Below are 22,664 nucleotides of genomic sequence, written 5' to 3' on the forward strand. Positions count from 1 at the left end.
CTTCGCGCGTGCGCTGCCCGCCCGGGGTGCGGCCGGCCCGGAAGGCGCAACGGGGTGGGGCCGGACGGGGGGTCCGTTCGGCCGGGGGAGTGGTGTACGGGGCGGGGAGGATGGGGTGCTGTCGTTCCGCGGTAGATCTTCGCTCGTCGTTATTCCCTGCTTGTAGGAGAAACACATGCGCAAGACCATCGGCCGCTCCGTGGCGGCGGCGGTGCTCGCGGCAGTCACCATCGTCCCGGTCGCAGGCGCTGCCCAGGCCGCCCCGAAGGCCCCGGCCGCCGCGGCCTCGAAGCACAAGTGCGACTGCAAGAAGGGCCACCACGACGACGACTGGGGCCGCTGGGGTCACTGGGGCGGTGGCCTGCTCACCGACCTGCTGAGGATTCTCCTCTGACGCGATGTCGGATGCGCCCGGGGCCGTACCTCCTGGAGGAAGGGGTACGGCCCCGGTGCTGTGGTGGAGCGGGTCAGGAGATCAGCTCCACCTCCGCGAGGGTGGCCGGGCCGGACGGGGCCAGGCGGTAGTGCCGGTACGTGCCCGGGTGGTCCACCGAGAAGACGCGGGTCTGCTTGTCCCACGTGAACGACTCGGCGGAGCGGCGGTCGACGGTGGTCCACCGGCTGCCGTCACGGGAGCCCTGGAGCGTCCAGCCGCTCGGTGCCCCGGCCTTCGCCGACGAGGTCAGCGTGTACGAGGTGACGCGCGCCGGCTTCGTGAGGTCGGCGGCGGCCGTTTCGAAGGACGCCTCGGTGTCCGAGGTGTTGTCGAAGAGCGCCGAGCCGCCCGGTGAGGTCACGTCACCGGCCGGGGCCGGCACCTTGTCGTCCTTGGTGAGCGAGGTGGGGCCGGCGTTCTTGCCGGTGCCCCAGCGGGACGGCTCCGGGCCCATGGTGAAGTCGAGCGTGCCGCCGCGGGCCAGGACCGAGTGGGGGAGCGCCGTGGAGTTCCACGTCTTCCCGTTGACCTTCACGCCCTGCACGTAGATGTTGCGCGCGCTGTTCTTCGGGGCCTTGACGACCAGGTCGCGGCCGTTCTCCAGGTGGACGGTGGCCTTGGTGAAGAGCGGGGAGCCGATGGCGTACTCGGGCGATCCCATCACCAGCGGGTAGAAGCCGAGGGCGCTGAAGACGTACCAGGCCGACATCTCGCCGTTGTCCTCGTCGCCCGGGTACCCCTGGCCGATCTCGCTGCCCAGGTAGAGCCGGGAGAGGACCTCGCGGACCTTCTCCTGGGTCTTCCACGGCTGCCCCGCCGCGTCGTAGGCGTACGCGATGTGGTGCGACGGCTGGTTGCTGTGGCCGTACATGCCCATCCGGGTGTCGCGGGCCTCGGTCATCTCGTGGATCACGCCGCCGTAGCTGCCGGCGAACTCCTTGCTGCCGGTCTCCGGGGTGGCGAAGTACGTGTCGAGCTTCTTCGCCAGGCCCGCGCGGCCGCCGTAGAGGTTGGCGAGCCCCTTCAGGTCCTGCGGTGCCGTGAAGGCGAAGGACCAGCCGTTGGTCTCGGTGTAGTCGTTGCCCCAGACGCGCGGGTCGTACTTGTCGGGCGACAGCCGCCAGTCGCCCTTCTCGTCCTTGCCCTGGAAGAAGCCGACCTTGTCGTCGAAGAGCTTCACGTAGTCCCGGGCGCGGTTGAGGAAGTACGCCGACTCCTCCTTGTAGCGCTTCTCGTGGGTCTTCTTGTAGAGCGCCTGGCCCATGCGGGCGATGCCGGAGTCGTTGAGGTAGCCCTCCAGCGCCCAGGACAGGCCCTCCTTGGTCTTCGTCGAGGTGTACCCGAGGAAGGGGGAGGTCTCCATGCCCTTGCGGCCGACACCCGGGCTGGGCGGGGCGACCGTGGCGTTCTTCAGCGCCGCCTCGTACGCCGCCTTCGCGTCGAAGCGCACGCCCTTGCCGTAGGCGTCGGCGAAGGCCACGTCGGAGCTGGTGCCGGTCATCAGGTCGGCGTAGCCGGGGGAGGACCAGCGGGAGATCCAGCCGCCGTCCTTGTACTGCTGCACGAACCCGTCGGCCAGTTCGCCGGCCCGCTTCGGGGTGAGGAAGGAGTACGCGGGCCAGGTGGTCCGGTAGGTGTCCCAGAAGCCGTTGTTGACGTGGACCTGGCCGTCGACGATCTTCGACCCGGTGTGGGTCGGGGTGTCGGGGCCGGTCTGCGGGGAGAACGGGCTGGCGTAGCGGACCTTGCCGTCCACCTTCTCGGAACCGGAGTTGGGGTAGAGGTAGAGCCGGTAGAGGTTGGAGTAGAGCGTGGTGAGCTGGTCCTGGCTCGCGCCCTCGACCTCGATGCGGCCGAGGATGTCGTCCCACTGCGCGCGGGCCCGGTTCCGGACGGACGCGAACGAGGCGTCCTGCGCGATCTCCTGGCCGAGGTTCGCCTTCGCCTGGTCGACGCTGATGAGGGAGGTGGCGATGCGCATGGTGACGGTGCGGTCGGCGCCGGGCTTGAACCGCAGGTAACCGGTGACGTCGGGGCCGCCGCCCCCGGAGAGCTTGCCGCCGCCGGCGACCGGGGCGTCGAAGACCGCGTACACGAACATCCGGGTGGCGCCGGTGGAGAGCCCGCTCTTGACGTCGGAGAAGCCGCTGACCACGCCCTTGTCGGTGTCGAGCGTGAGCCCGCCCTTGTTGTTGACGTTGTCGAAGATCAGGCTCGCGTGGTCACCCGGGAAGGTGAACTTCATCATCGCGGCGTGGTCGGCGGGAGCGATCTCGGTCTTCAGCCCGTTGTCGAAGGTGACGCCGTAGTAGTGGGGCTTCGTCGTCTCGCGGGAGTGGTGGAAGGGGAGCGCGCGGGCGGTGCGGGAGGCGTCGGGGGTGCCGGCCGCGGTGGACGGCATCACCTGGAAGGTCTGCCGGTCGCCCATCCAGGGGCTGGGTTCGTGGCTGGCGCCGAAGGCCTGGAGGGTGGGGAGGTTGTCGGAGTTGTTCTTGCGCGCGTATTCGTAGAGCCAGTCCTGGGAGCCGGCGTTGGTCACCGGCGTCCAGAAGTTGAAGCCGTTGGGCACGGCGGTCGCGGGGAAGGTGTTGCCGCGCGAGAAGCTGCCGCTGGAGTTCGTGCCGCGGACGGTCGAGGCGTAGTCGGCGACGTGGGCGAGCGGCTTCTCGGGCTGCTTCTCCCGCACGCTGACGTCGTCCAGCCAGCCGCGGAAGGCCGCCGGACCCTTCGGGGAGTCGTACGCGATCAGGATCCGGTCGATCGTCCTGCCGTTCGCGACCTGCCCGATCCGCGAGGCGACGTGGTTCCACTGGTTGACGTACAGGCCCTTGGCGGCGCCCTGGCCCTGCGGGGTGAGGGCGAAGCCGTGCTGGTCGACGGCGTGCAGGTCGCTGAGGTAGCTGCCGTCGGTGAAGGCCAGGTCCACGGCCACGTGCGTGGCGGCGTAGTCCCGGTCGCCGTCGGCCATGGACGGGAAGACGCGGTAGGAGAGTTCGGTGTCGCGCCGGACGTCGACGTTCACGTCGAAGACCTTGTTGTACGAGTAGCCGTGGCCGTCGGCCGTGTGCGTCCCGGCGTAGCGCAGGGCGCGGGTGCCGGTGAAGCCTGCCCGGGCCTTGGCGGTCGGCGAGCCGCTCGGGCCCCGGTCGACGAGGGAGAGCATGTCACCGGGGGCCGGGGTGTCTCCGCCGCCCACCGACAGCTGGACCTCGGCGAGTTGCAGCGCGTCGTCGGCGCCGTTGTTCGCGGTGACCTCCAGGCGGTAGTGCGCGTAGTCGCCCGCGTCGCCGATGTCGTACGTCCTCGTCTGGTGGCGCTCCGGGAACGACTGGTCCTCCCGGCTGTCGAGGACCTTCCAGTCCTTGCCGTCCGTCGACCCCTTGAGGGTCCAGTCCGCGGGGTCGCGCTCGGCGTGGTCATTGGCCGAAGTCAGTGCGTAGGTGACGGCCTTGACGCTCTTGTCGAGGTCGAACTCCACCCAGCCGGTGGGCTCGAAGGTGAGCCATTTGCTGCCCGGGTCGCCGTCGGCGAGGTTCTCCTTCACCTCCCCGCCGTCGGTGTTCTCCGCGCTTGCCCGGACGTCGGTGACATGGTCCGTCACATTGCCCGGGATGCCGGAGCTGTACCCGCCGTTGACGCCGGCGGCCTTCTTCTTGCCGTCCGGGCCGGTCTCCACGGTGTTCAGCCAGTCCGGCGCCGCGTCGCGCTCCTCGAAGGAGGAGCTGAACGCCCGGTCGGTACGGGCTGCCGCGTCCGGCTTCGCGACGGCCGCGCCCTGGCCCGCCACGACGAGGGCGAAGGAGAGCGCTCCGGTCATCGCCACGGCCGCCGGCCGGCGTCTGTGTCGAGGTCTGTGCCCCATCCGCGTGGTGCCTCCCTACGAGTTGGACAACGTTGTCAGCGTGCTCGCAAAGGACCAGTAGGGCGGCAAGCGGCAAGGGGTGTCAAGGGCAACCGCCGGGAAACAGCCGCTCAGGCGGGCGCGGACACCGGGGAGAAGAAGCTCACCATGTCGACGTACTCCTGGTGCGGCGCGTCGTCAGCGGCGAGCCAGTCGCCCGGCCCCACCCGCTCCTCCCACTCGCGGTGCGCCTCGGTGACGGCCTCGACGAAGTCCCTGGCCAGCTGCCCGGCTTCGAACAGGTCCTGGTCCGGGGACTGCGAGCTGGCCCCGACGATCTGCCCGCGCACCTCGGCGGAGTGCCCGTAGCGGAAGCCGGCGCTGCCGCACAGATGGGTGTCGACGAGGACCGCCTCGCCGTAGTTGCGTCCGAGCCGCCGGTGGCCGGCGGCCTTGGCGGCCGCGTTGGGCAGGAAGCGGTGGGCGTCCTCGCCGATGGTGATCACGCCGAGCACCGCGGCCTCGTTGGGTGTCCAGGGGCCGGCCGTGGGGTCCAGGAGGACGAAGCCCATGGCCGCGCGGGGGTAGGTGCCGAGGGGTGCGGTGGACGGATCGGCGGTGTGGTGGCGGTGGATGCTCGCCGCGCGCTTCCGTCCGAGTTCCAGCAGGAGGGCGTCGAGCCGATCGCCGTCGAAGAGGTAGTCGTAGGGGTTCCGGCGATGCCGGGCGCGCACCGTCAGCCCGTGCTCCGAGACCGTCTCCTGAACGCTCATTGTCGTCTCCTTCGAGGATGGACCGGCCGTGATCGCAACGACAGGGCGTGCGGGCCGTCGCAGATCATAGATCCGGATTCGCCCGCTGCCCCGGGAAAGCCCGGAATTCCCGTCGAAGCGCGGGCCGTTGCCCATTACGCAAGGACGCTGAATAATTGTCGCGGAGGCCTGTCCCTTGGAATTCTCGCTGGTCGGTGCGGTGTTCCGGCGGAAAACGGAAGCGCTCCAGGAAATGCTTGACCGGCGGGACGGTCGCCCCTTAGATTGCTCGGCGCTGCGAAGAACGAAGGTCGAACGGGGGGCGATCGGATCGTGGGTGTTCAGGGATCATCATGATTTTCCCGCTGCCGAGTACGTGGAGTAACTGACTCCGTATTCGTGCCCCGACCGAATCGGGCATCAATCGTTCCGCCCGTTCCCCGGTTCGCGTTCAAGCATCACCGAGATCATCACAGATTCGGCGTGGTCGCCTTTCTCTGCCGACGTTTCCGCCCTGCACAGGGCTGAATGCGGCATGCCGTGCGACCGCTCATGGGGAAGGGTTCGGCATGACAGTGAGCGCTCATCTCGAAGTGGCGCAGGTGTTCCGGCAGGACGGTTTCGCCGCGACCGGGCCGCTGCTCTCCGCGGACGAGGTCGAGATGTACCGGGACATCTACGACCGCTTCCTGAGCGGGGAGATAGAGAGCGGCGACAAGCGCTCCGACCTCGGCTCCCACGTTCCGCGCCGGGACGGCGTGCGGGAGAACATCACCCAGATCATGTGGCCCTCCGCGCTGTACAAGCCGCTGCTGGACCTCCCGCTGCACACCCGGGCGCTGGCGGTGGCCCGCGAACTCATCGGCGACGACGCCGAGCTGGACTTCGACATGCTGATCCACAAGGACCCGCACACCGGGGTACCGACGCCCTGGCACCAGGACGCCGCCTACTGGATCGATCTCCCCGACACCCGGGCCGTCACCGTGTGGGTGGCGCTCGACGAGGCCGTCCTCGACAGCGGCTGCATGTGGTACGTCAAGGGCTCGCACCGGCAGCCGCTGCGCCCGCACCGCCCGACCAGCGACGGCAAGAACATCGAGACCGACTGCGCCGAGGACGAGCCCGGGGCCACCGCGGTCCCCGTGTCGGCGGGCGAAGGGGTCGCGCACGACGGCCACACCCTGCACTACTCCCGCGGCAACACCACGGACCGGGTGCGCCGCGCCTACATCCTCAACTACCGCCCCGCCGGGATGATCCGGCTCGAACGCGAGCGGGGCGCGGACCACGGCCTGCAGGAGAACGTGCGCAAGGTGCGCAACACCGACGCCGCCACCACCGCCGGCTGACCGTCCGCCGACCGCCCCGACCACGCCTGTGAGGTAATGCCATGGATTCCCCCCGCCGACCGGTGACGCTGAGCGGTGCCGTGATGGCGCACCCCAAGCGCCTGAAGGAGGCCCGGCTCCTCGCCGAAGCCGACCCGGAAGGCCGGATACGGGTCACCACCGACCCCGAGCCGGAAGGGCGGCCGACGGCCCTGCGCACCGCGCTCGTCTCCTGGGGCTGCGTCGCGCCGGACGCCACCCACCACCTCGTGCTCCAGGACGACGTCCTGCTGGCCGACGGGTTCTACGAGCAGGTCGAGCGCGTCGCGTCGCGGGTCCCGGACGAGGCGGTCTCCTTCTACGCCGGATGGGAGGCGCGCAACGGCGCCGTGGCCCGTCTCGCGGCGCTGACCGGCTCCCCGTGGGCGTACACCCTCCAGGAGCACGTGCCCTGCCAGGCACTGATGCTGCCCGCCGACGTCGCCCGCGGATACGTGCGCTTCCAGGAGGAGCACGGCGAGGGCTGGCCCTACGACGTCGTGATGCAGCAGTACCTCAACTCCCTCGGCATACCCGTGAGGTTCACCACGCCCAGCACGGTGCAGCACGACGAGGTGCCCAGCATCGCCGGCAACAGCTACCACGGCTTCCGCCAGGCGACGCTCTTCGCCGACCGGGCCGAGGAGCCGGCGACGTACGACTGCCCGCGCTTCCCGGTCGTCCCCTTCTACCAGTACGGCGACGCCCGGTGCGCGGTGCGGCGCGGCACGGAGTGGGAGTACCTGGAGACGGAGCGGTATCTGCGGCGCGAGGGGCTGCTCGACCAGTGCCGCACGGCCTACGCGGCGGCCGGCCCGGGCGCGCTGCCCGAGCGGGTGACCCGGGCCGTGTGGGCGACGGGCTTCGCCCTCGGCGTCGTCACCGCCGGGGCGCCGGAGCCCGACCCGGCGGTGGCGGCCGCGGTGCTGGAGACGCTGGTTCCGGGCGGCCTGTGCGAGGAGTACACCGCCGCCGAGCTGCTCGCCATGGCCCCCGAGGCACGGGACCTGGCCCTGGCCGCGCTGGCGGAGGGGCGCCGTGCGGAGGCGCGCCCGGTGGACCCCGGGCCCGGCGCCGTCCGCCTCGCCGTCACCGGTGGCGACGCCCGTTTCGGGGGCCAACTGGCGCGGCTGCTGGGCGACCTGGGCCACCGCGCGGAATACGTGCCGGGCGTGCCGGACGCCCATGACCTGGACGGCGTCCCGTGCGTGGTGCACCTGGGCTCCCCGGCCGACGCCGACCGGACCGACGCCGTGCTGGCGGCGGCGGGCAAGGCGGGGGTGGCGCGGTTCGTCCTCGCCGGCTCGGCGGCCGTCTACCGCGGCAGCCCCGAAGGGCCCGTGCCGGAGACGGCGCTCGCCGGGCCGCCGGCCGACCCCGTCGCCCTGGGCTGGTGGCAGGAGGAGGAGCGCTGCCGCCAGTGGGGCGAGCGGGCCGGCATCCCGGTCCAGGTGCTGCGCCTCGCCGCGCCGGTCGGACCGCACGCGCCCGCCGGCAGCGCCCCCGTCGAGTGGGTCCACCTGGCGTGGACCCGCCACTCGCTCACCCTGAACGAGCGGCGGGCGCACCAGGTGCTGGACTACCGGGACATGGCCGACGCGATCGGCGCCGTCCTCGCCGCCCCGGCCGCACAGCCGGTCCTCAACGTGGCCTCGGCGACGTACACGGAGGAGGAGCTGGCCGACCTGGTCTCCGACGTCTCGCGCCGTACGCCCCGGGAGGAGAGCCGGGAGCCCGGAGCGGAGCGGTGGACCATGTCGACGGACCTGATCACGGCCGAACTCGCGTGGCGGCCCGCCGCGTCGGTCTTCGAGGGCATGCGCGCCATGGCCCAGTGGTACGCCTGCGACATCCACGGCGACTACGACGTCCCGTAGCCGCCCGCCCGCTGCCGGCCGCGTACGCGAGAACTCCGCGTACGCGGCCGCGCGCCGCACACCCACCCCACGCTCACGACTTCTCAAGGAGTACCGCATGTCCGGTATCGCCGGCCTGGTCGACTTCTCCCGCAACGTGGCCCCCGACCGGGACACCGTGCAGGCCATGACGGCCACGCTGGCCCGCCGCGGCCCGGCCGGCGAGGGCCTGTGGCTGTCGGGGCACGCAGCGCTCGGCCACCGGCGGCGGTCCGCTGCCGTACCCGAGGGCGGCGCGCTGCCGCTCGTCGTGCCGGACGGCTCCGGGCCGCGCGCGGCACTCACCCTCAACGGCGAGGTCTTCAACGCGCGCGAGCTGCGGAGCAGGCTCCGCTCGCTCGGCCACGACCTCAGGACCGGGAGCGACGCCGAGGTCGTCGCGCACGCCTACCTCGAATGGGGCGCCGACTGCGTCACGCGCATCGAGGGCACCTACGCCTTCGCGCTCTGGGACGTACGCCGCGAGGAACTGCTCCTGGTCCGGGACCGGATGGGCGTGAAGCCGCTGTTCTACGCGGTCACCCCCGCCGGCGTGCTCTTCGGCTCCGAGCCGAAGGCGATCCTCGCCCACCCGGAGTTCACCCCCGTCGTCGACGCCGAGGGGCTTCGCGACATCCTCTCCGTCGCCCGGGTGCCGGGCCACGCGATCTTCCGCGGCATGCACGAGGTGCGCCCCGGCCACACGGTGCGGGTGACCCGGGCCGGCACGGCCGAACGGCGGTACTGGGCACTGCGGATCGCCGACCACCACGACAGCCTCGACGGGACCGTCGACGCCGTCCGCGACCTCCTCGAAACCGTCGTCACCGAGCAGATGGCGGGCGACGCGCCGCCCTGCGCCCTGCTCTCCGGCGGGCTGGACTCCAGCTCTCTCACCGCCCTGGAGGCCAAGGTGGCCCGGGAGAGGGGCCTCGGCCCGGTCCGCTCCCTCGCGGTCAACGACCACGACCCCGGCCGGCCCGCCGGTGAACGGGGCAACGACGACCACCTCTACGCCCGGCAGCTGGCCGAGCACGTCGGCACCGACCACGGCGAGATCTCCCTGAAGGACCTGGACCTGCTCGACCCGGAGCTGCGCGCCTCCGTCCTCGCCGCCTACGACGTGCCCCTGAACAAGGGCGACCAGTACGCCTCGCTGCACCTGCTGTTCCGCGCCGCGCGGGAGCACGCCGCCGTCGCCTTCTCGGGGGAGTGCGGCGACGACGTCTTCGGCGGGTACAACTGGAACCGCCTGCCCGAATGGATCGCCACCCCCACCTTCCCCTGGGTCGCGGAGGGCAGGCCGCGCTTCCGGGGCAACGCCGCCGTCTTCGACGCCGGCCTGCTCACCAAGCTCGACCTGGCCGGGTACGAGCACGACTGTCACCGGGACGCCGTCGCGGAGATCGCCGCCGACCGGCTCGACGACGCGGACGAGGCCCGCTACCGGGAGGTCACGTACCTGGCGCACACCCGCCACTCCCGGGTCCTCTTCGACCGGCTGGACCGCCTCGGCATGGCGTCCGGGCTGGACATCAGGGTCCCGTTCGCCGACCACCGCCTGGTCGAGTACACCTTCAACATCCCCCGGTCCATGAAGGGCTTCGACGGGCGGGAGAAGAGCCTGCTGCGCGCGGCGATGAAGGACCTGCTCCCCGAGCCGGTCGCCATGCGGGTCAAGACCCCGTACCCCAACCTCCGGGACACCGCCTACGACCGGGTGCTCCGGGACCGGCTGGTGGCCGTCGTCCGGTCCCCCGAGAGCCCGGTCGGCCCGCTGCTCTCCGCCGGTCTCGCGGCGGCGGTGGCACGGGACGGGGCCGCGGCCCTGACGGACGGGGTGAGCCGGGCGGTGCTGGAGACGGCGCTGCAGCTGGACAGCTGGCTGCGGACCTACGGGGTGCGGGTGGACCTCTGAGCGGTCCGAAGCCCCCGTAACGGAACGATCGAAGGAAGCCGCATGGTTCTGTCCGGCGCAGCGCCGTCCCGTCTGTGGACCCGGAACTTCAGTCTCTACTTCATCGCCCGCATCGCCTCGATGCTGGGCGACGCGATGCTCCCGGTCGCGCTGTCGGTCGCGATGCTCGCGCTCGGGTACGGGGTGAGCGCGGTCGGGTTCGCGCTCGGCGCCTGGATGGGGGCCTTCGCGCTCTTCGTCGTGTTCGGCGGGGTCTTCGCCGACCGGTTCCACCCCCGGCCGCAGATGATCGCGGCCGACGCGGCCCGGTTCCTGCTCATGGGCGCGCTCGCCGGCTACTTCCTGCTCGGGCACCCGCCGCTGTGGTTCGTGGTGGGCGTGGCCGCGCTGGGCGGGACCGCGACCGCGATGTTCCAGCCGGGCGTCACCAGCCTGGTGCCCCAGGTCGCGGCCGACCCGCAGCAGGCCAACGGCGTGCTGCGGGTGGCCCAGGGGATGTCCACGATGGCGGGGCCCGCGCTGTCCGGGGCGCTCGTCGCGACCACCTCGGCGGCCGTGGCGTTCGCGGTCACCGCGGGGACCTTCGCGGTCAGCGGCCTGTGCCTGGTGGCGCTGCGGCTGCAGCGCTTCGTGGTGGACCGGTCGGCCTCCACGCTGGAGAACCTGCTGACCGGCTGGCACGAGTTCCGGTCCCGGTCCTGGCTGGTGGCGGTCATCCTCATCTGGTGGATGCTGGGCATGTTCGTCTGGGGCCCCATCACCCCGCTGGGCGCGGCTTCCATCACGGACGCGCACGGCAGTGCCGCGTTCGGCTACGCGGAGGGGGCGTTCGGCGCCGGCTGCGTCCTCGGCGGCGTCATCGCAATCCGGGTCCGCCCGTCCCGGCCGCTCTTCGGCGGCGGGATCGCGATGTTCCTGTTCCCGCTGATGCCGCTCGCGGCGTCCCTGGTGCCGGCCCAGCCGCTGCTCATGCTCGGGTACGGGATCAGCGGGATCGGCTGGGCGTTCTGGGGCGTCCAGTGGGCCACCACGATGCAGACCCAGATCCCCGAGGACCGGCTCAACCGGGTGTCCGCCTACGAGATCGCGGGCTCGATCCTGGCCGTCCCGCTCGGGCAGATGATCGCGGGCCCCGCGAGCACCGTCGTCGGCGTCCACCGGATGCTGATGGTCGCCACGGTGATCGGCTTCTGCTGCGCCGCGGCCCTGATCGTCGTCACCCCCGTCCGCCGTCTTGCGCGCGCCCCGGAGCGAACGGCGCCGGCGGCCGGCTCTCCCTCCCTCGACCCGACCGTCACATGATTGGGGCTCGTCCATGCGGTACCGCACCACGGTGATCGGCAGTGGCTATCTCGGCATCACCCACGCCGCGTGCATGGCCGAACTGGGCCATGACGTCCTGGCCCTGGACGTCGACGCGGACAAGGTGAGACGGCTCAACGACGGCGAGCTGCCCATCCACGAGGAAGGCCTCGGCGAGCTGCTGCGCCGGGGGCTGTCCGCCGGGAAGCTGCGGTTCACCACCTCCTACCGGGAGGCCGCCGACTTCGGTGACGTGCACTTCCTGTGCCTCGGCACGCCGCAGCGCGCGGACGGGTACGCGGCCGACGTGTCCCAGCTCGACGCGGCCGTCGACGCGCTGGCACCGCATCTGACGCGGACGTGCCTGGTCGTCGGCAAGTCGACCGTGCCCGTCGGCACGGCCGAGCGGCTCGCCGGCCGGCTGCAGGGGCTCGCGCCCGCCGGTGACCGGGCCGACCTGGGGTGGAACCCCGAGTTCCTGCGCGAGGGCTTCGCGGTGGCGGACACCCTCACCCCGGACCGCGTCGTCCTCGGCGTCCGCACCCCGTATGCCGAGCGGGTGCTGCGCGCGTTCTACGCGCCGCTCGGCGAGGTCCCCGTCGTGGTCACCGACTTCGCCACCGCCGAGCTGGTCAAGGTGGCCGCGAACGCCTTCCTGGCCACGAAGATCTCGTACATCAACGCCATGGCCGAGGTGTGCGAGGCGGCCGGTGCGGACGTGGTGCGGCTCGCCGAGGCGCTGGCCCACGACGACCGCATCGGCGGACGCTTCCTCAGCGCGGGGCTCGGCTTCGGCGGCGGCTGCCTGCCCAAGGACATCCGTGCCTTCATGGCCCGCGCCGGCGAACTGGGCGCCGGAGAGGCGCTGTCGTTCCTCCGCGAGATCGACGCGATCAACCTCCGCCGCCGGGACCGGGTGGTGGAGCTCGCCCGCGACCTGGTCGGCGGCTCGTTCGACGGCCGTGCCGTGGCCGTCCTCGGGGCGGCCTTCAAGCCGGACTCCGACGACATCCGCGACTCGCCCGCCCTGCACGTGGCCAGGGAGATCCAGCAGCACGGCGGCCTGGTGTCGGTGTACGACCCGGTCGCCCTGGACAACGCGCGCAAGGCGTACCCGGAGCTGGGCTTCGCCACCTCGGCGACGGAGGCGGCCCGCGGGGCGCGGGTGGTGCTGCTGCTCACCGAGTGGCAGGAGTTCGTACGGCTGGATCCGGTGGAGCTGGGCGCGGTGGTGGCGGGGCGCGGGATCGTCGACGGGCGCAATGTGCTCGACCCGGCCGCGTGGCGGCGGGCCGGGTGGCAGTACCGGGCGCCGGGCCGCCCCTGACGGGCGGGCCGCCCCTGCGGACGGGGGCGCCGGGGACGCGCGTGGTCCGGAGGTCTCAACTCGGAAAAGACCGGCGCCCAAACCTGCTTTCGATCTTGCCCGATTCGTGTGGAGAGGACTATACCTGTCGGCGTCAGCATCGCCGTTCGGCCGGATGCCGACCCGTGGCGGGAGGGGCCGGGCGAACGCCCGGGCTGCGAAAAGGACTTGAGTGTCCTCCCATGCCGTCACGCTCATTACAGGCTGAGCGCCACAGCAGCACCGTACGACCCCAGCTTCACACCACCGCGGTGCCGGGGAGGGTCCGGTTCACCGCCTGAGTCCCGGAGAGAGCGAGGACTTGAGCATGGGATCCACCAGCCTCAACCGTCGTGACGTGATGAAGAGGGCGGCGGCGGCAGGCATCCTCACGGTGCCCGCGGTCGGCGCTCTCAGCTCGTGCGCCAGCGCCGGCGGTGATGAGAACCGGGCCGAAAAGGGTAAGAAGAGCAAGGACAATCCGCTCGGCGTGAAGGCGGACGCGGGCCTCGCGGTCTACATCTTCAACGGCGGCTACGGCGACAAGTACGCGCAGTACGTGACCGACATGTACGCGGAGAAGTACCCCAAGGCCAAGCCGGTGCAGAAGGCCACGGAGCGCATCGCGACGCAGGTGCAGCCGAAGATCATCAGAGGCAATCCGACGGCAGACGTGATCAACAACTCCGGCGCCGACGACATGAACATCGGCAAGCTCGTGAAGAACGAGCAGGTGGCCGACCTCACCGAGCTGCTCGACGCCCCGTCCTGGGACGACCCGAAGGTCAAGGTGCGGGACACCCTCGTCCCCGGCATGGAGAAGATGGGCAGCTTCGGCACCGACGGCTGCTACCAGCTCAACATCGCCATGACGGCGTACGGCAACTGGTACTCCAAGCGGCTGCTGAACGACGAGCTGGAGATGGAGTACCCGAAGACCTGGGACGAGATGCTGGCCGTCTGCCGCAAGGCCAAGGCGAAGGGCATCCACGGCTGGAGCTACCCGGGCGGCCACGCCCGCTACATGCTCTTCAGCATGTACGCGATGTTCGCGCAGGTCGGCGGGCGCGAGGTCATCGAGGCGATGGACTACCTGGAGCCGAACGCCTGGAAGCACGACGCGGTGAAGTCCGTCCTGGAGGCGTTCGAGGAGCTGGTCGCCAAGAAGTACGTGCTCAGCGGCTTCGACGGCCAGGACGCGCACACCGAGATGCAGACCGCCTGGACCAAGGGCAGGTGCGTCTTCATCCCCGACGGCTCCTGGGTGGAGAGCGAGGCCAAGGACACCGTGCCGAAGGGCTTCGGCATGACCGTCGGCGCCACTCCCTCGCTCGACAAGAGCGACAAGCTGCCGTTCGGCACGCTCTACGCCCCGCCGGGCGAGCCCTTCCTCGTACCGGCCAAGGCCAGGAACGTCCAGGGCGGCATGGAGTGGCTCCGGATGATGTACAGCAAGAAGGCCGCGCAGAACTTCTTCAAGGAGGTCTCGTCGATCCCCGCGCTCAAGGGCGCGATCGACGGCATGGACCTGCCGCCCGGCGTCGACAGCGCCCAGAAGGCCATCACGGCGGCCGGCGACAACATCGTCATCCCGTACTTCAAGGAGTGGTACGAGGAGCTGTTCGAGAACGACTTCGACGGCGCCATGGCCAGGTTCATGGTGGGGGACATGTCGGTGAAGGGCGTGATGGACACCATGCAGAAGGCGTCCGACCGAGTGGCCAAGGACCCCGACATCAGCAAGGTCGAGAAGGCCTGAAGACGCCGCGACGGGGGCGTGGCACGGGCACGGCGAAGTACGGCACGACGAAGCACGGCACGGACCAGTACGGAGCACGGGTACCACAGATCTGAAGCGGGGCGGCGTGATCGCACAAGCACGGGTGGACAAGTCTCCGCCCTCCACGACGAGTGACCACCGGACGCACGACGTCGCCGCACCGGGGCGGCTCGCCTTTCTCGCGGCGGTCTTCCTGCCGCCCCGGTTCACGCCCGAGAGCGTGCGGAACGACCGGAGATACCGCACGCTCGACAAGTACCGCTTCATCACCGGCTTCCTGGTCCTGCCACTCGTCTTCTACGCGGTATTCGTCGTCTCGCCCTTCATCCAGGCGATCTACTACTCGTTCACCGACTGGTCCGGCGGCCCGGTGGCGAACTTCATCGGACTCGGCAACTTCGAGAAGATGTGGCACGACGAGCGGTTCTGGGACTCGCTGACGACCAGCCTCTCGCTGCTCGTCATCGCCCCGCTCATCACCCTCGTGCTGGGCATGTTCTTCGCCTACATGCTCACGGCGGGCGGCCGGCACCGCAGGGGACAGGCCGTCGCGGGCGTCGCGGGATCCGCGTTCTACAAGGTCGTCTACTTCTTCCCCCAGGTCCTCTCCGTCGCCATCATCGCCGTCGTCTGGGGACGGGTATTCAGCACCAACAGCGGCCTGCTCAACGGCGCGCTGAAGGGCGCGGGCGTGGCCGGCCCCGCCTGGCTGGGCGGGAATCACACCCTCGCCCTGATCGCGGTGCTCACCGTGCTGTCCTGGAGCTTCGTCGGCTTCTACGTCGTGCTGTTCTCCGCGGCGATGGGCGCGATCCCCAAGGACATCTACGAAGCCGCGCTGCTGGACGGCGCGGGCCGGTCCCGGACCTTCTTCCACGTCACGCTCCCGCTGATCTACGACACGGTGCGGACCAGCTGGATCTACATGGGCATCCAGGCCCTCGACTCGTTCGCCATCGTCCTCGTCATGGTGCCGGGGAACGCCCTGAAGGTGACCCCGGTCTTCCTCTACGAGCGTTTCCGTGACGGCCAGTTCGGCTATGCCACCTCCATCGGTGTCGTGCTCCTCGTCCTCAGCGTGGTGTTCTCCCTGATCATCATGAGGCTCGGGAACCGCGACCGGATCGAATACTGACCGCGGGAGCCATACCGCCATGACGACCACATCCGGAACCGCGGAGCAGTCGCGGGAGACCCCCACCCGGCGCACCCCCGGCCGCGGCCGTTCCTCCGAGAGCGCCACCCTCAACGTCTTCTCGCACGCCTTCCTCATCCTCTGGGTGGTGATGGCGGCGGGCCCGCTGATCTGGGTCGCGGTGACGTCGTTCCGCACGTCGGGCGACATCCTCAGCGACCCGATGGGCATTCCCCTGTCGCTGCACTGGGAGAACTTCTCGCACGCCTGGGCAGAGGCGAACATCGGCCGGTACGCCCTGAACTCCCTGCTGATCCTCGCGGGTTCGCTCACCGGCACCATGCTGCTCGGCTCGATGGCCGCCTATGTGATCGCCCGGTTCGCCTTCCCCGGCAATCGCGTCATCTTCCTGCTGTTCGCGGGCGGCATGATGTTCCCGGTCATCCTCGCCCTCGTCCCGCTGTACGCCGTGATGGAGAACTTCGGCCTCCTCGACACCCGGCCGGGCCTGATCATCGCGTACATCGCCTATTCGCTGCCCTTCACCGTCTTCTTCCTGACCTCCTTCTTCCGCACCCTCCCGACCGGGGTGCAGGAGGCGGCGATGGTGGACGGCGCCTCGCACACCCGCACGTTCTTCCAGATCATGCTGCCGATGGCGAAGCCGGGCCTGGTGAGCATCGGCATCTTCAACTTCCTCGGCCAGTGGAATCAGTACCTGCTGCCGCTGCTGCTCAACAACGAGAGCGAGGGCAGTTACGTGCTGCCGCAGGGACTCGCGTCGCTCGCGATCTCCCAGGGCAGTCACGGCGACTGGGGAGCGCTCTACGCCGGCCTGACGATCGCGATGCTCCCGGTGCTCGTCGTGTACGTGGTCTTCCAGCGGCAGGTACAGGCGGGACTGACCGCGGGCGCCCTGAAGTGAGCTCGTACCACGTTTTTTCCGGTCCTTTACCGGTATGAATTTCGAAGGGTTGAACACATGAGGAATCGGATGATCGCCATGGGTGCGGCGATGTGTGCCATGTCCTTGGCGCTCGCCGCCTGCGGCGGTGGGGGAGACAGTGGCGACAGCAAGACCATCAAGCTGGTCGCCGCCGATTACGGGGACAAGGCCTCCAATGCGTCCAAGGTCTACTGGGCGGATGTGAAGAAGGAATTCGAGAAGGCCAACAAGGGCTACAAGGTCGATGTCCAGGTGGTCAACTGGAACGAGATCGACAAGACCGTGAAGAACATGATCCAGGCGGGCAACGAGCCCGACCTGCTGCAGACCGGCGGCTATGCCGACAAGGTCGCGGACGATCTGCTCTACAAGGCGGACGAGGTGCTGTCGCCGAAGACCCGCGCCAATCTCATCCCGACCTTCGCCAAGGCCGGTGAGGTCAAGGGCACGCAGTACGGCATTCCGTGGGTATCCTCCAGCCGCGTGCTGTTCTACAACAAGGAGGTCCTGAAGAAGGCGGGGGTGAAGACGCCCCCGAAGACCTGGGACGAACTCGCCGATGCCGCGAAGAAGATAAAGTCCGCCCGGGCCGCGGAGACCCCCTACGCGCTGCCCCTCGGGCCCGAAGAGGCCCAGGGCGAGACGATGATGTGGGAACTGGGCAACGGCGGCGGATACACCGACGCGAGCGGCAAGTACACCATCGACAGCCCGAAGAACGTCGAGACGTTCGGCTGGCTGAAGTCCCACCTGGTCGACCCCGGCCTGACCTATGCCAACCCGGCGTCCACCGACCGCAAGACGGCCTTCGCCGATTTCGCGGCCGGCAAGGTCGGCATGCTCAACGGCCACCCGAGCCTCATCCAGATGGCGAAGGAGGGCAAGGTCGACTACGGCGTCGCGCCCATTCCGGGCAAGGACGGTCCGCTGGACAGCACCCTCGGCGTGGCCGACTGGATGATGGCATTCAAGGACGGCGGCGCCGACAAGGCAGGCGTGAAGAAGTTCCTGGACTTCACGTACTCCCAGAAGATGCTGCAGTTCGACGAGATGTACAACCTCATGCCGGTCACCCAGGACGTGCTCAAGGAGATGCAGAGCAACGGTAAGCACAAGGACCTGGAGCCGTTCTTCGAGGTGCTGCCGAAGGCCAAGTTCTACCCGCTGGGCGACACCTCCTGGGACGTCATCTCGGCCGAGATCAAGAAGACCGGCGGCAAGGCGGTCACCGACAGTCCGAAGCAGGTCCTCGGGGACCTCCAGAAGAAGGCCGAATCGGCGGCGGCCGACGCCAAGTAGCCGGCAGCGCCCACCTTTTCGCAAGGAGCTTCCGTGTCACTGAAGGCCCCACCGTCCCCGGCCGCCGGCCGGGGACGGGACGGGCGCGTGTCCGGGCCGGCGCGGCGCCGCGCCGGCCTCGCCAGGCTCGGCCCGCTGCCCTGGATAGCGCCCGTCATCCTGCTGATTCTCGCCGTGGTCGTCTGGCCGGTCGTCGAGCTGATCCGCACCTCGTTCCTGAACATCTCCATCGCCGGAAAGGTGCGGGGCGGCGCGGGGACGGACAAGTTCGCGAAGCTCTTCGCGGAGAGCGACTTCGGCGCGGTGCTGCTGTGGACGGCGGTGTGGACCGTCGTCGTCGTGGCGGTCACCATGCTGCTCTCGCTGGCCCTCGCCCAGCTGTTCAACCAGAACTTCCCCGGCCGCCGCATCACCCGCTGGGCGCTCATCGCCCCCTGGGCGGCCTCCGTGCTGATGACCGCGGTCGGCTTCAAATGGATGCTCAATCAGACGGCCGGCGTGCTCAACACGCTGATGCTGGACCTCGGCCTCATCGACAGCTCCCGGGACTGGCTCGGCTCCCCGGGCACCGCCTGGCCGTGGATGATGGCCGTCGCGGTGTTCGTCTCCCTGCCGTTCACCACGTACACCCTCCTCGCCGGGCTGCAGACCATCCCGCGGGACGTCTACGAGGCGTCGCGGATCGACGGGGCGGGGACCTGGCAGACGTACCGGCGGATCACGCTGCCGCTGCTGCGGCCGGCGTTCCTCGTCGGCGTGGTCATCAACCTCATCAACGTCTTCAACTCCTTCCCCATCATCTGGGCCATGACGCAGGGCGGCCCGGGTTATGACACCTCCACGACCATGGTGTTCATGTACAAGCTGAAGGAGACCGACATCGGCGAGTCCGCGGCCATGTCGGTGGTCAACTTCGCGATGGTCGTGGTGCTCGTGCTGATCTTCCTGAAGGTCAGCCGGTGGAACGAGGAGGACTGATGGCCACCGCGACGGCGGCCCGCCCCACGGCCCGCGCGCCCCGGCGTACGTTCCGGCCGCGCACCCTCGTCATCGCGGTCTGCGCCTGGGCGCTGGCCGCGGTCTTCCTCGCCCCGTACCTGGAGATGATCGTCACCGCGCTGCGCCCCAAGAGCGAGCTGCGGGACCGTACGTACCTCCCGCAGCACTTCGAGTGGGCGAACTTCGTCGAGGTCTGGAAGGAGTCGACGCTCGGGCAGAACCTCCAGGTCAGCCTGGTCGTCGCGGGCGGCGCCACGCTGCTCGTGCTGCTGGTCTCGCTGCCGGCCGCGTACTACACGGCGCGGATGCGCTACCGGGGCCGCAAGCTGTTCCTGCTGCTGGTCCTGGTCACCCAGATGTTCCAGCCCACGGCTCTGCTCGTCGGCCTGTACCGGGAGTTCCACCAGCTGGACATGCTGAACTCCGTCTGGACGCTGATCCTCGCCAACGCCGCGTTCAACCTGGCGTTCGCGGTGTGGATCCTGACGGCCTACATCGGCTCGATCCCGCCGGAGCTGGAGGAGGCCGCCATGGTGGACGGCACCAGCCGCTTCGGCGCCATGGTGAAGGTGACGCTGCCGCTGGCCCTGCCCGGCGTCGTCACCACCGTCATCTTCACGTTCATCTCGGCGTGGAACGAGTTCGTGATGGGCCTCACCCTCACCACCGAGCCGGACAAGCAGCCGCTGACGGTCGGCATCAACAACTTCATCGGCGCCTACACGGTCGAGTGGAACTACCTCTTCGCCGCGTCCGTGGTGGCGATCGTTCCGGTCGTCGTGCTGTTCGCCTTCATCGAGCGGCATGTGGTCTCGGGCCTGACGGCGGGTTCGGTGAAGTGAAGCGGCCGGCCGCCGGGCCGGATTCCCAGGGGCCTTCCGCCGCCGGACGGCGGAAGGCCCCGAGCCGTGTCCACGTGAAGCATCGGCCGTCGTGCGTGGATATCCGCCCTCCTGCGGTCGAGGACTTGACGGGAGCGGACCCGGGCGGCTCGACTTAGATTCACATGTTGGAGACAAGCCGGGCCTCATGGAAGCGGCCCGGCCGGCGGGCGGTCGTCGTGCCGCCCGCGGCAGGCGGGAGTGGATGAGTCGATGGAGACTCCGGGGTCGCAGTCCTCGCTGCACCGGGCCAATCTTGAGCGGGTCGTACGTGCCGTTCGGATGGCGGGATCGCTCACCCAGGCGGAGATCGCCCGGACCACAGGACTGTCGGCGGCCACCGTCTCCAACATCGTGCGGGAGCTGAAGGACGGCGGGACCGTCGAGGTCACCCCCACCTCGGCGGGCGGCCGCCGGGCCCGCAGCGTCTCGCTGTCCGGCGACGCCGGCGTGGTGGTCGGCGTCGACTTCGGCCACAGCCACCTGCGGGTCGCGGTGGGCAACCTCGCGCACCAGGTGCTCGCCGAGGAGTCCGAGCCGATCGACGTGGACGCCTCGGCCGCCGAGGGCTTCGACCGGGCCGAGCAGCTGGTCAGCCGGCTGGTGGAGACCACCGGCATCGACCGGTCCAAGGTCGTCGGGGTGGGCCTCGGCGTGCCGGGCCCGATCGACGTGGTGTCCGGCACCCTCGGCTCGACCGCGATCCTGCCGGGCTGGACGGGCACGAACCCGGGCGAGGAGCTGTCCGCCCGGCTGGGTGTGCCGGTGCATGTCGACAACGACGCCAACCTCGGCGCGCTCGGCGAGCTGGTGTGGGGCGCGGGCCGGGGCGCCGCCGACCTCGCGTACATCAAGGTGGCCAGCGGCGTCGGCGCCGGGCTGGTGATCAGCGGACAGATCTACCGGGGCCCCGGCGGCACCGCGGGCGAGATCGGGCACATCACGCTGGACGAGTCGGGCCCGGTGTGCCGCTGCGGCAACCGCGGCTGCCTGGAGACCTTCACCGCGGCCCGGTACGTGCTCCCACTGCTCCAGCCGGGGCACGGCCCGGATCTGACCATGCCGGGCGTCGTCCAGCTGGCCCGGGACGGCGACCCGGGCTGCCGCCGGGTGATCGCCGACGTCGGCCGGCACATCGGCAGCGGCGTGGCGAACCTGTGCAACCTGCTGAACCCCAGCCGGGTGGTGCTCGGCGGGGACCTCGCGGAGGCCGGTGAGCTGGTGCTGGCGCCGATCCGGGAGTCGGTCTCGCGGTACGCCATCCCCAGCGCGGCGCGGCAGCTGAGCGTCGTACCGGGCACGCTGGGCGGCCGGGCGGAGGTGCTGGGCGCGCTGGCGCTGGTGCTCAGCGAGATGGGGGACTCCACGCTGCTGGACGGCTCCCTGAGCCCGGACACTGCCGCCATTGCCTGAAGCACGCCATTGCCTGAAACCAAAAGGGCGCCCCAGCACTGCTGGGGCGCACTCTGAGTTCACACAGCTAACGGATGGCACCGTTGTCATCTCGTTAAGGATTTACTCCTTGACGCCCTGCGAGCGGCCGAGTTGACTCCAAGCACCTCGGCCGCAAGGACGCGGCCATGTCAGGGAGGGCCATCCCCATGAACGCATTTGTGCGTCGCGTCGTCATAGCCACCACCGCGGTCTCCATGGCCGCGACCGTGGCCGCCTGCGGCAAGGCCGGCGGTGGTGACGACAGCGGTGGTGACAAGAAGACCATCGGCCTGTTGCTGCCGGAGAACAAGACCACGCGCTACGAAACCTTTGACCGCCCCCTGATGGAGGCGAAGATCAAGGAGCTGTGCTCGGACTGCGTGGTGAAGTACAACAACGCCGCGCAGGAGACCGAGACCCAGAAGAAGCAGTTCGACGCGCTGATCACGCAGGGCGTCAAGGTGATCATCCTGGACGCGGTCGACTACAAGGCCACCAAGTCCTGGGTGAACCAGGCCGCCAAGAAGGGCGTGAAGGTCGTCGCGTACGACCGACTCGCCGAGGGCGACATTTCGGCATACGTCTCTTACGACAACGAGAAGATCGGCCGTCTGCAGGGCGAGGGCCTGGTCAAGGCCCTGGGCAGCGACGCCAAGAATGCCAACGTTGTCATGATCAACGGCTCGCCGACCGACCCGAACGCCCCGTTCTTCAAGAAGGGCGCGCACTCGGTCCTGGACAAGCAGGTCAAGAAGATCGCCTACGAGCAGGACATCCCGGACTGGTCGTCCGACGAGGCGAACAAGAAGATGAACTCGGCGATCGACGCGCTCGGCAAGGACGGCATCCAGGGCGTCTACTCCGCCAACGACGGCATGGCCGGCGGCATCCTCACCGCCCTGAAGCAGCGCAACATCGACGTCCCGGTCGGCGGCCAGGACGCCGAGCTGGCCGGTCTGCAGCGGATCCTGAAGGGCGAGCAGTCCTTCACCATCTACAAGCAGATCAAGCCGCAGGCGGAGACCACCGCCGAGGTCGCGGTCAAGCTCCTCAAGGGCGAGAAGCTCGGCTCCGTCGCCCCGGACAAGGTCGACAGCCTCAGCGGCGAGGTCAAGGGCATCCCGGCGAAGCTGTACGACGCGCGGATCGTGACCAAGGACGACATCCAGGACACGATCATCAAGGACAAGGTCTACAAGGCCGACCAGCTCTGCACCGCGGATTACAAGAAGGCCTGCGAGGAAGCCGGCATCAAGTAACCCCTCGGCGGCCCGCGCCCCGAGCGGCGCGGGCCCCGGCAGCCTCGTACGCACCATTCCCGCCCGACAGGC

Annotated in this window: 16 protein-coding genes; 14 read left to right on the top strand and 2 right to left on the bottom strand. The window is 69.9% G+C overall.

The window, feature by feature from the left end; all coding sequences use genetic code 11:
* Positions 1–175 precede the first annotated feature (175 nt).
* A complete protein-coding gene (locus tag ACZ6WH_RS37140; protein WP_432859627.1) occupies positions 176–394 on the top strand; it encodes a hypothetical protein in 219 nt (72 codons plus the stop codon).
* Between the two features lie 73 nt (positions 395–467).
* Here the strand turns inward: ACZ6WH_RS37140 and ACZ6WH_RS37145 are convergent, their stop codons facing one another.
* Positions 468–4,253 (bottom strand): GH92 family glycosyl hydrolase, encoded by a 3,786-nt coding sequence (locus ACZ6WH_RS37145; RefSeq protein ID WP_469734343.1) that lies wholly within the window; start codon positions 4,251–4,253, stop codon positions 468–470.
* A gap of 155 nt (positions 4,254–4,408) precedes the next feature.
* A complete protein-coding gene (locus ACZ6WH_RS37150) occupies positions 4,409–5,050 on the bottom strand; it encodes a hypothetical protein (protein WP_469734345.1) in 642 nt (213 codons plus the stop codon).
* 548 nt (positions 5,051–5,598) lie between these two features.
* On the opposite strand from ACZ6WH_RS37150, the gene ACZ6WH_RS37155 reads away from it, so the two are divergent.
* The 13 genes from ACZ6WH_RS37155 (at position 5,599) to ACZ6WH_RS37215 (ending at position 22,592) form a co-directional block, all read left to right on the top strand.
* The gene (locus ACZ6WH_RS37155) at positions 5,599–6,381 is read left to right on the top strand and encodes a phytanoyl-CoA dioxygenase family protein (RefSeq protein WP_432859631.1); all 783 of its coding nucleotides are present in this window, start codon (positions 5,599–5,601) and stop codon (positions 6,379–6,381) included.
* A 41-nt stretch (positions 6,382–6,422) separates the two neighbouring features.
* Positions 6,423–8,276: an NAD-dependent epimerase/dehydratase family protein gene (locus ACZ6WH_RS37160; RefSeq protein WP_469734348.1), complete on the top strand. Its 1,854-nt coding sequence runs from the start codon at positions 6,423–6,425 to the stop codon at positions 8,274–8,276.
* 97 nt (positions 8,277–8,373) lie between these two features.
* Positions 8,374–10,212 carry an asparagine synthase (glutamine-hydrolyzing) gene (gene asnB / locus ACZ6WH_RS37165; RefSeq protein ID WP_469734350.1) on the top strand — a complete coding sequence of 613 codons (1,839 nt, stop codon included), beginning with the start codon at positions 8,374–8,376 and terminating at the stop codon, positions 10,210–10,212.
* Positions 10,213–10,254: 42 nt separating this feature from the next.
* Positions 10,255–11,514 carry an MFS transporter gene (locus tag ACZ6WH_RS37170; protein ID WP_469734352.1) on the top strand — a complete coding sequence of 420 codons (1,260 nt, stop codon included), beginning with the start codon at positions 10,255–10,257 and terminating at the stop codon, positions 11,512–11,514.
* A 13-nt stretch (positions 11,515–11,527) separates the two neighbouring features.
* A complete protein-coding gene (locus ACZ6WH_RS37175; RefSeq protein ID WP_469734354.1) occupies positions 11,528–12,841 on the top strand; it encodes a UDP-glucose dehydrogenase family protein in 1,314 nt (437 codons plus the stop codon).
* A 346-nt stretch (positions 12,842–13,187) separates the two neighbouring features.
* Positions 13,188–14,618, top strand: a complete 1,431-nt coding sequence (gene ngcE, locus ACZ6WH_RS37180) for an N-acetylglucosamine/diacetylchitobiose ABC transporter substrate-binding protein (RefSeq protein ID WP_469734356.1) — start codon at positions 13,188–13,190, stop codon at positions 14,616–14,618.
* A gap of 214 nt (positions 14,619–14,832) precedes the next feature.
* Complete coding sequence (locus tag ACZ6WH_RS37185) at positions 14,833–15,774, top strand: carbohydrate ABC transporter permease (protein WP_469734391.1); 942 nt, start codon at positions 14,833–14,835, stop codon at positions 15,772–15,774.
* 19 nt (positions 15,775–15,793) lie between these two features.
* Positions 15,794–16,699, top strand: a complete 906-nt coding sequence (locus tag ACZ6WH_RS37190; protein WP_469734358.1) for a carbohydrate ABC transporter permease — start codon at positions 15,794–15,796, stop codon at positions 16,697–16,699.
* 57 nt (positions 16,700–16,756) lie between these two features.
* Complete coding sequence (locus ACZ6WH_RS37195; RefSeq protein ID WP_469734360.1) at positions 16,757–18,019, top strand: extracellular solute-binding protein; 1,263 nt, start codon at positions 16,757–16,759, stop codon at positions 18,017–18,019.
* Positions 18,020–18,052: 33 nt separating this feature from the next.
* Positions 18,053–18,997, top strand: a complete 945-nt coding sequence (locus tag ACZ6WH_RS37200) for a carbohydrate ABC transporter permease (protein ID WP_469734362.1) — start codon at positions 18,053–18,055, stop codon at positions 18,995–18,997.
* Positions 18,997–19,860 carry a carbohydrate ABC transporter permease gene (locus ACZ6WH_RS37205; protein WP_361567506.1) on the top strand — a complete coding sequence of 288 codons (864 nt, stop codon included), beginning with the start codon at positions 18,997–18,999 and terminating at the stop codon, positions 19,858–19,860. Before ACZ6WH_RS37200 ends, ACZ6WH_RS37205 begins: the two co-directional genes overlap by 1 nt.
* Before the next feature lie 252 nt (positions 19,861–20,112).
* Positions 20,113–21,312 (top strand): ROK family transcriptional regulator, encoded by a 1,200-nt coding sequence (locus ACZ6WH_RS37210; protein ID WP_432859651.1) that lies wholly within the window; start codon positions 20,113–20,115, stop codon positions 21,310–21,312.
* Between the two features lie 188 nt (positions 21,313–21,500).
* Entirely contained in the window at positions 21,501–22,592 is a 1,092-nt protein-coding gene (locus ACZ6WH_RS37215; protein ID WP_469734365.1) for a sugar ABC transporter substrate-binding protein, read from the top strand.
* Positions 22,593–22,664: the final 72 nt, after the last annotated feature.

It is taken from the genome of Streptomyces sp. NPDC050806 (genome assembly GCF_055586425.1).

Excerpts from the sequence above, each read along its gene's own strand:
- ACZ6WH_RS37195 (WP_469734360.1), top strand. The coding sequence starts at position 16,757 with ATGAGGAATCGGATGATCGCCATGGGTGCGGCGATGTGTGCCATGTCC.
- ACZ6WH_RS37170 (WP_469734352.1), top strand. The coding sequence starts at position 10,255 with ATGGTTCTGTCCGGCGCAGCGCCGTCCCGTCTGTGGACCCGGAACTTC.
- ACZ6WH_RS37205 (WP_361567506.1), top strand. The coding sequence starts at position 18,997 with ATGGCCACCGCGACGGCGGCCCGCCCCACGGCCCGCGCGCCCCGGCGT.
- ngcE (WP_469734356.1), top strand. The coding sequence starts at position 13,188 with ATGGGATCCACCAGCCTCAACCGTCGTGACGTGATGAAGAGGGCGGCG.
- ACZ6WH_RS37155 (WP_432859631.1), top strand. The coding sequence starts at position 5,599 with ATGACAGTGAGCGCTCATCTCGAAGTGGCGCAGGTGTTCCGGCAGGAC.
- ACZ6WH_RS37210 (WP_432859651.1), top strand. The coding sequence starts at position 20,113 with ATGGAGACTCCGGGGTCGCAGTCCTCGCTGCACCGGGCCAATCTTGAG.
- ACZ6WH_RS37145 (WP_469734343.1), bottom strand. The coding sequence starts at position 4,253 with ATGACCGGAGCGCTCTCCTTCGCCCTCGTCGTGGCGGGCCAGGGCGCG.
- ACZ6WH_RS37160 (WP_469734348.1), top strand. The coding sequence starts at position 6,423 with ATGGATTCCCCCCGCCGACCGGTGACGCTGAGCGGTGCCGTGATGGCG.
- ACZ6WH_RS37140 (WP_432859627.1), top strand. The coding sequence starts at position 176 with ATGCGCAAGACCATCGGCCGCTCCGTGGCGGCGGCGGTGCTCGCGGCA.
- ACZ6WH_RS37150 (WP_469734345.1), bottom strand. The coding sequence starts at position 5,050 with ATGAGCGTTCAGGAGACGGTCTCGGAGCACGGGCTGACGGTGCGCGCC.
- ACZ6WH_RS37215 (WP_469734365.1), top strand. The coding sequence starts at position 21,501 with ATGAACGCATTTGTGCGTCGCGTCGTCATAGCCACCACCGCGGTCTCC.
- ACZ6WH_RS37190 (WP_469734358.1), top strand. The coding sequence starts at position 15,794 with ATGACGACCACATCCGGAACCGCGGAGCAGTCGCGGGAGACCCCCACC.
- ACZ6WH_RS37175 (WP_469734354.1), top strand. The coding sequence starts at position 11,528 with ATGCGGTACCGCACCACGGTGATCGGCAGTGGCTATCTCGGCATCACC.
- asnB (WP_469734350.1), top strand. The coding sequence starts at position 8,374 with ATGTCCGGTATCGCCGGCCTGGTCGACTTCTCCCGCAACGTGGCCCCC.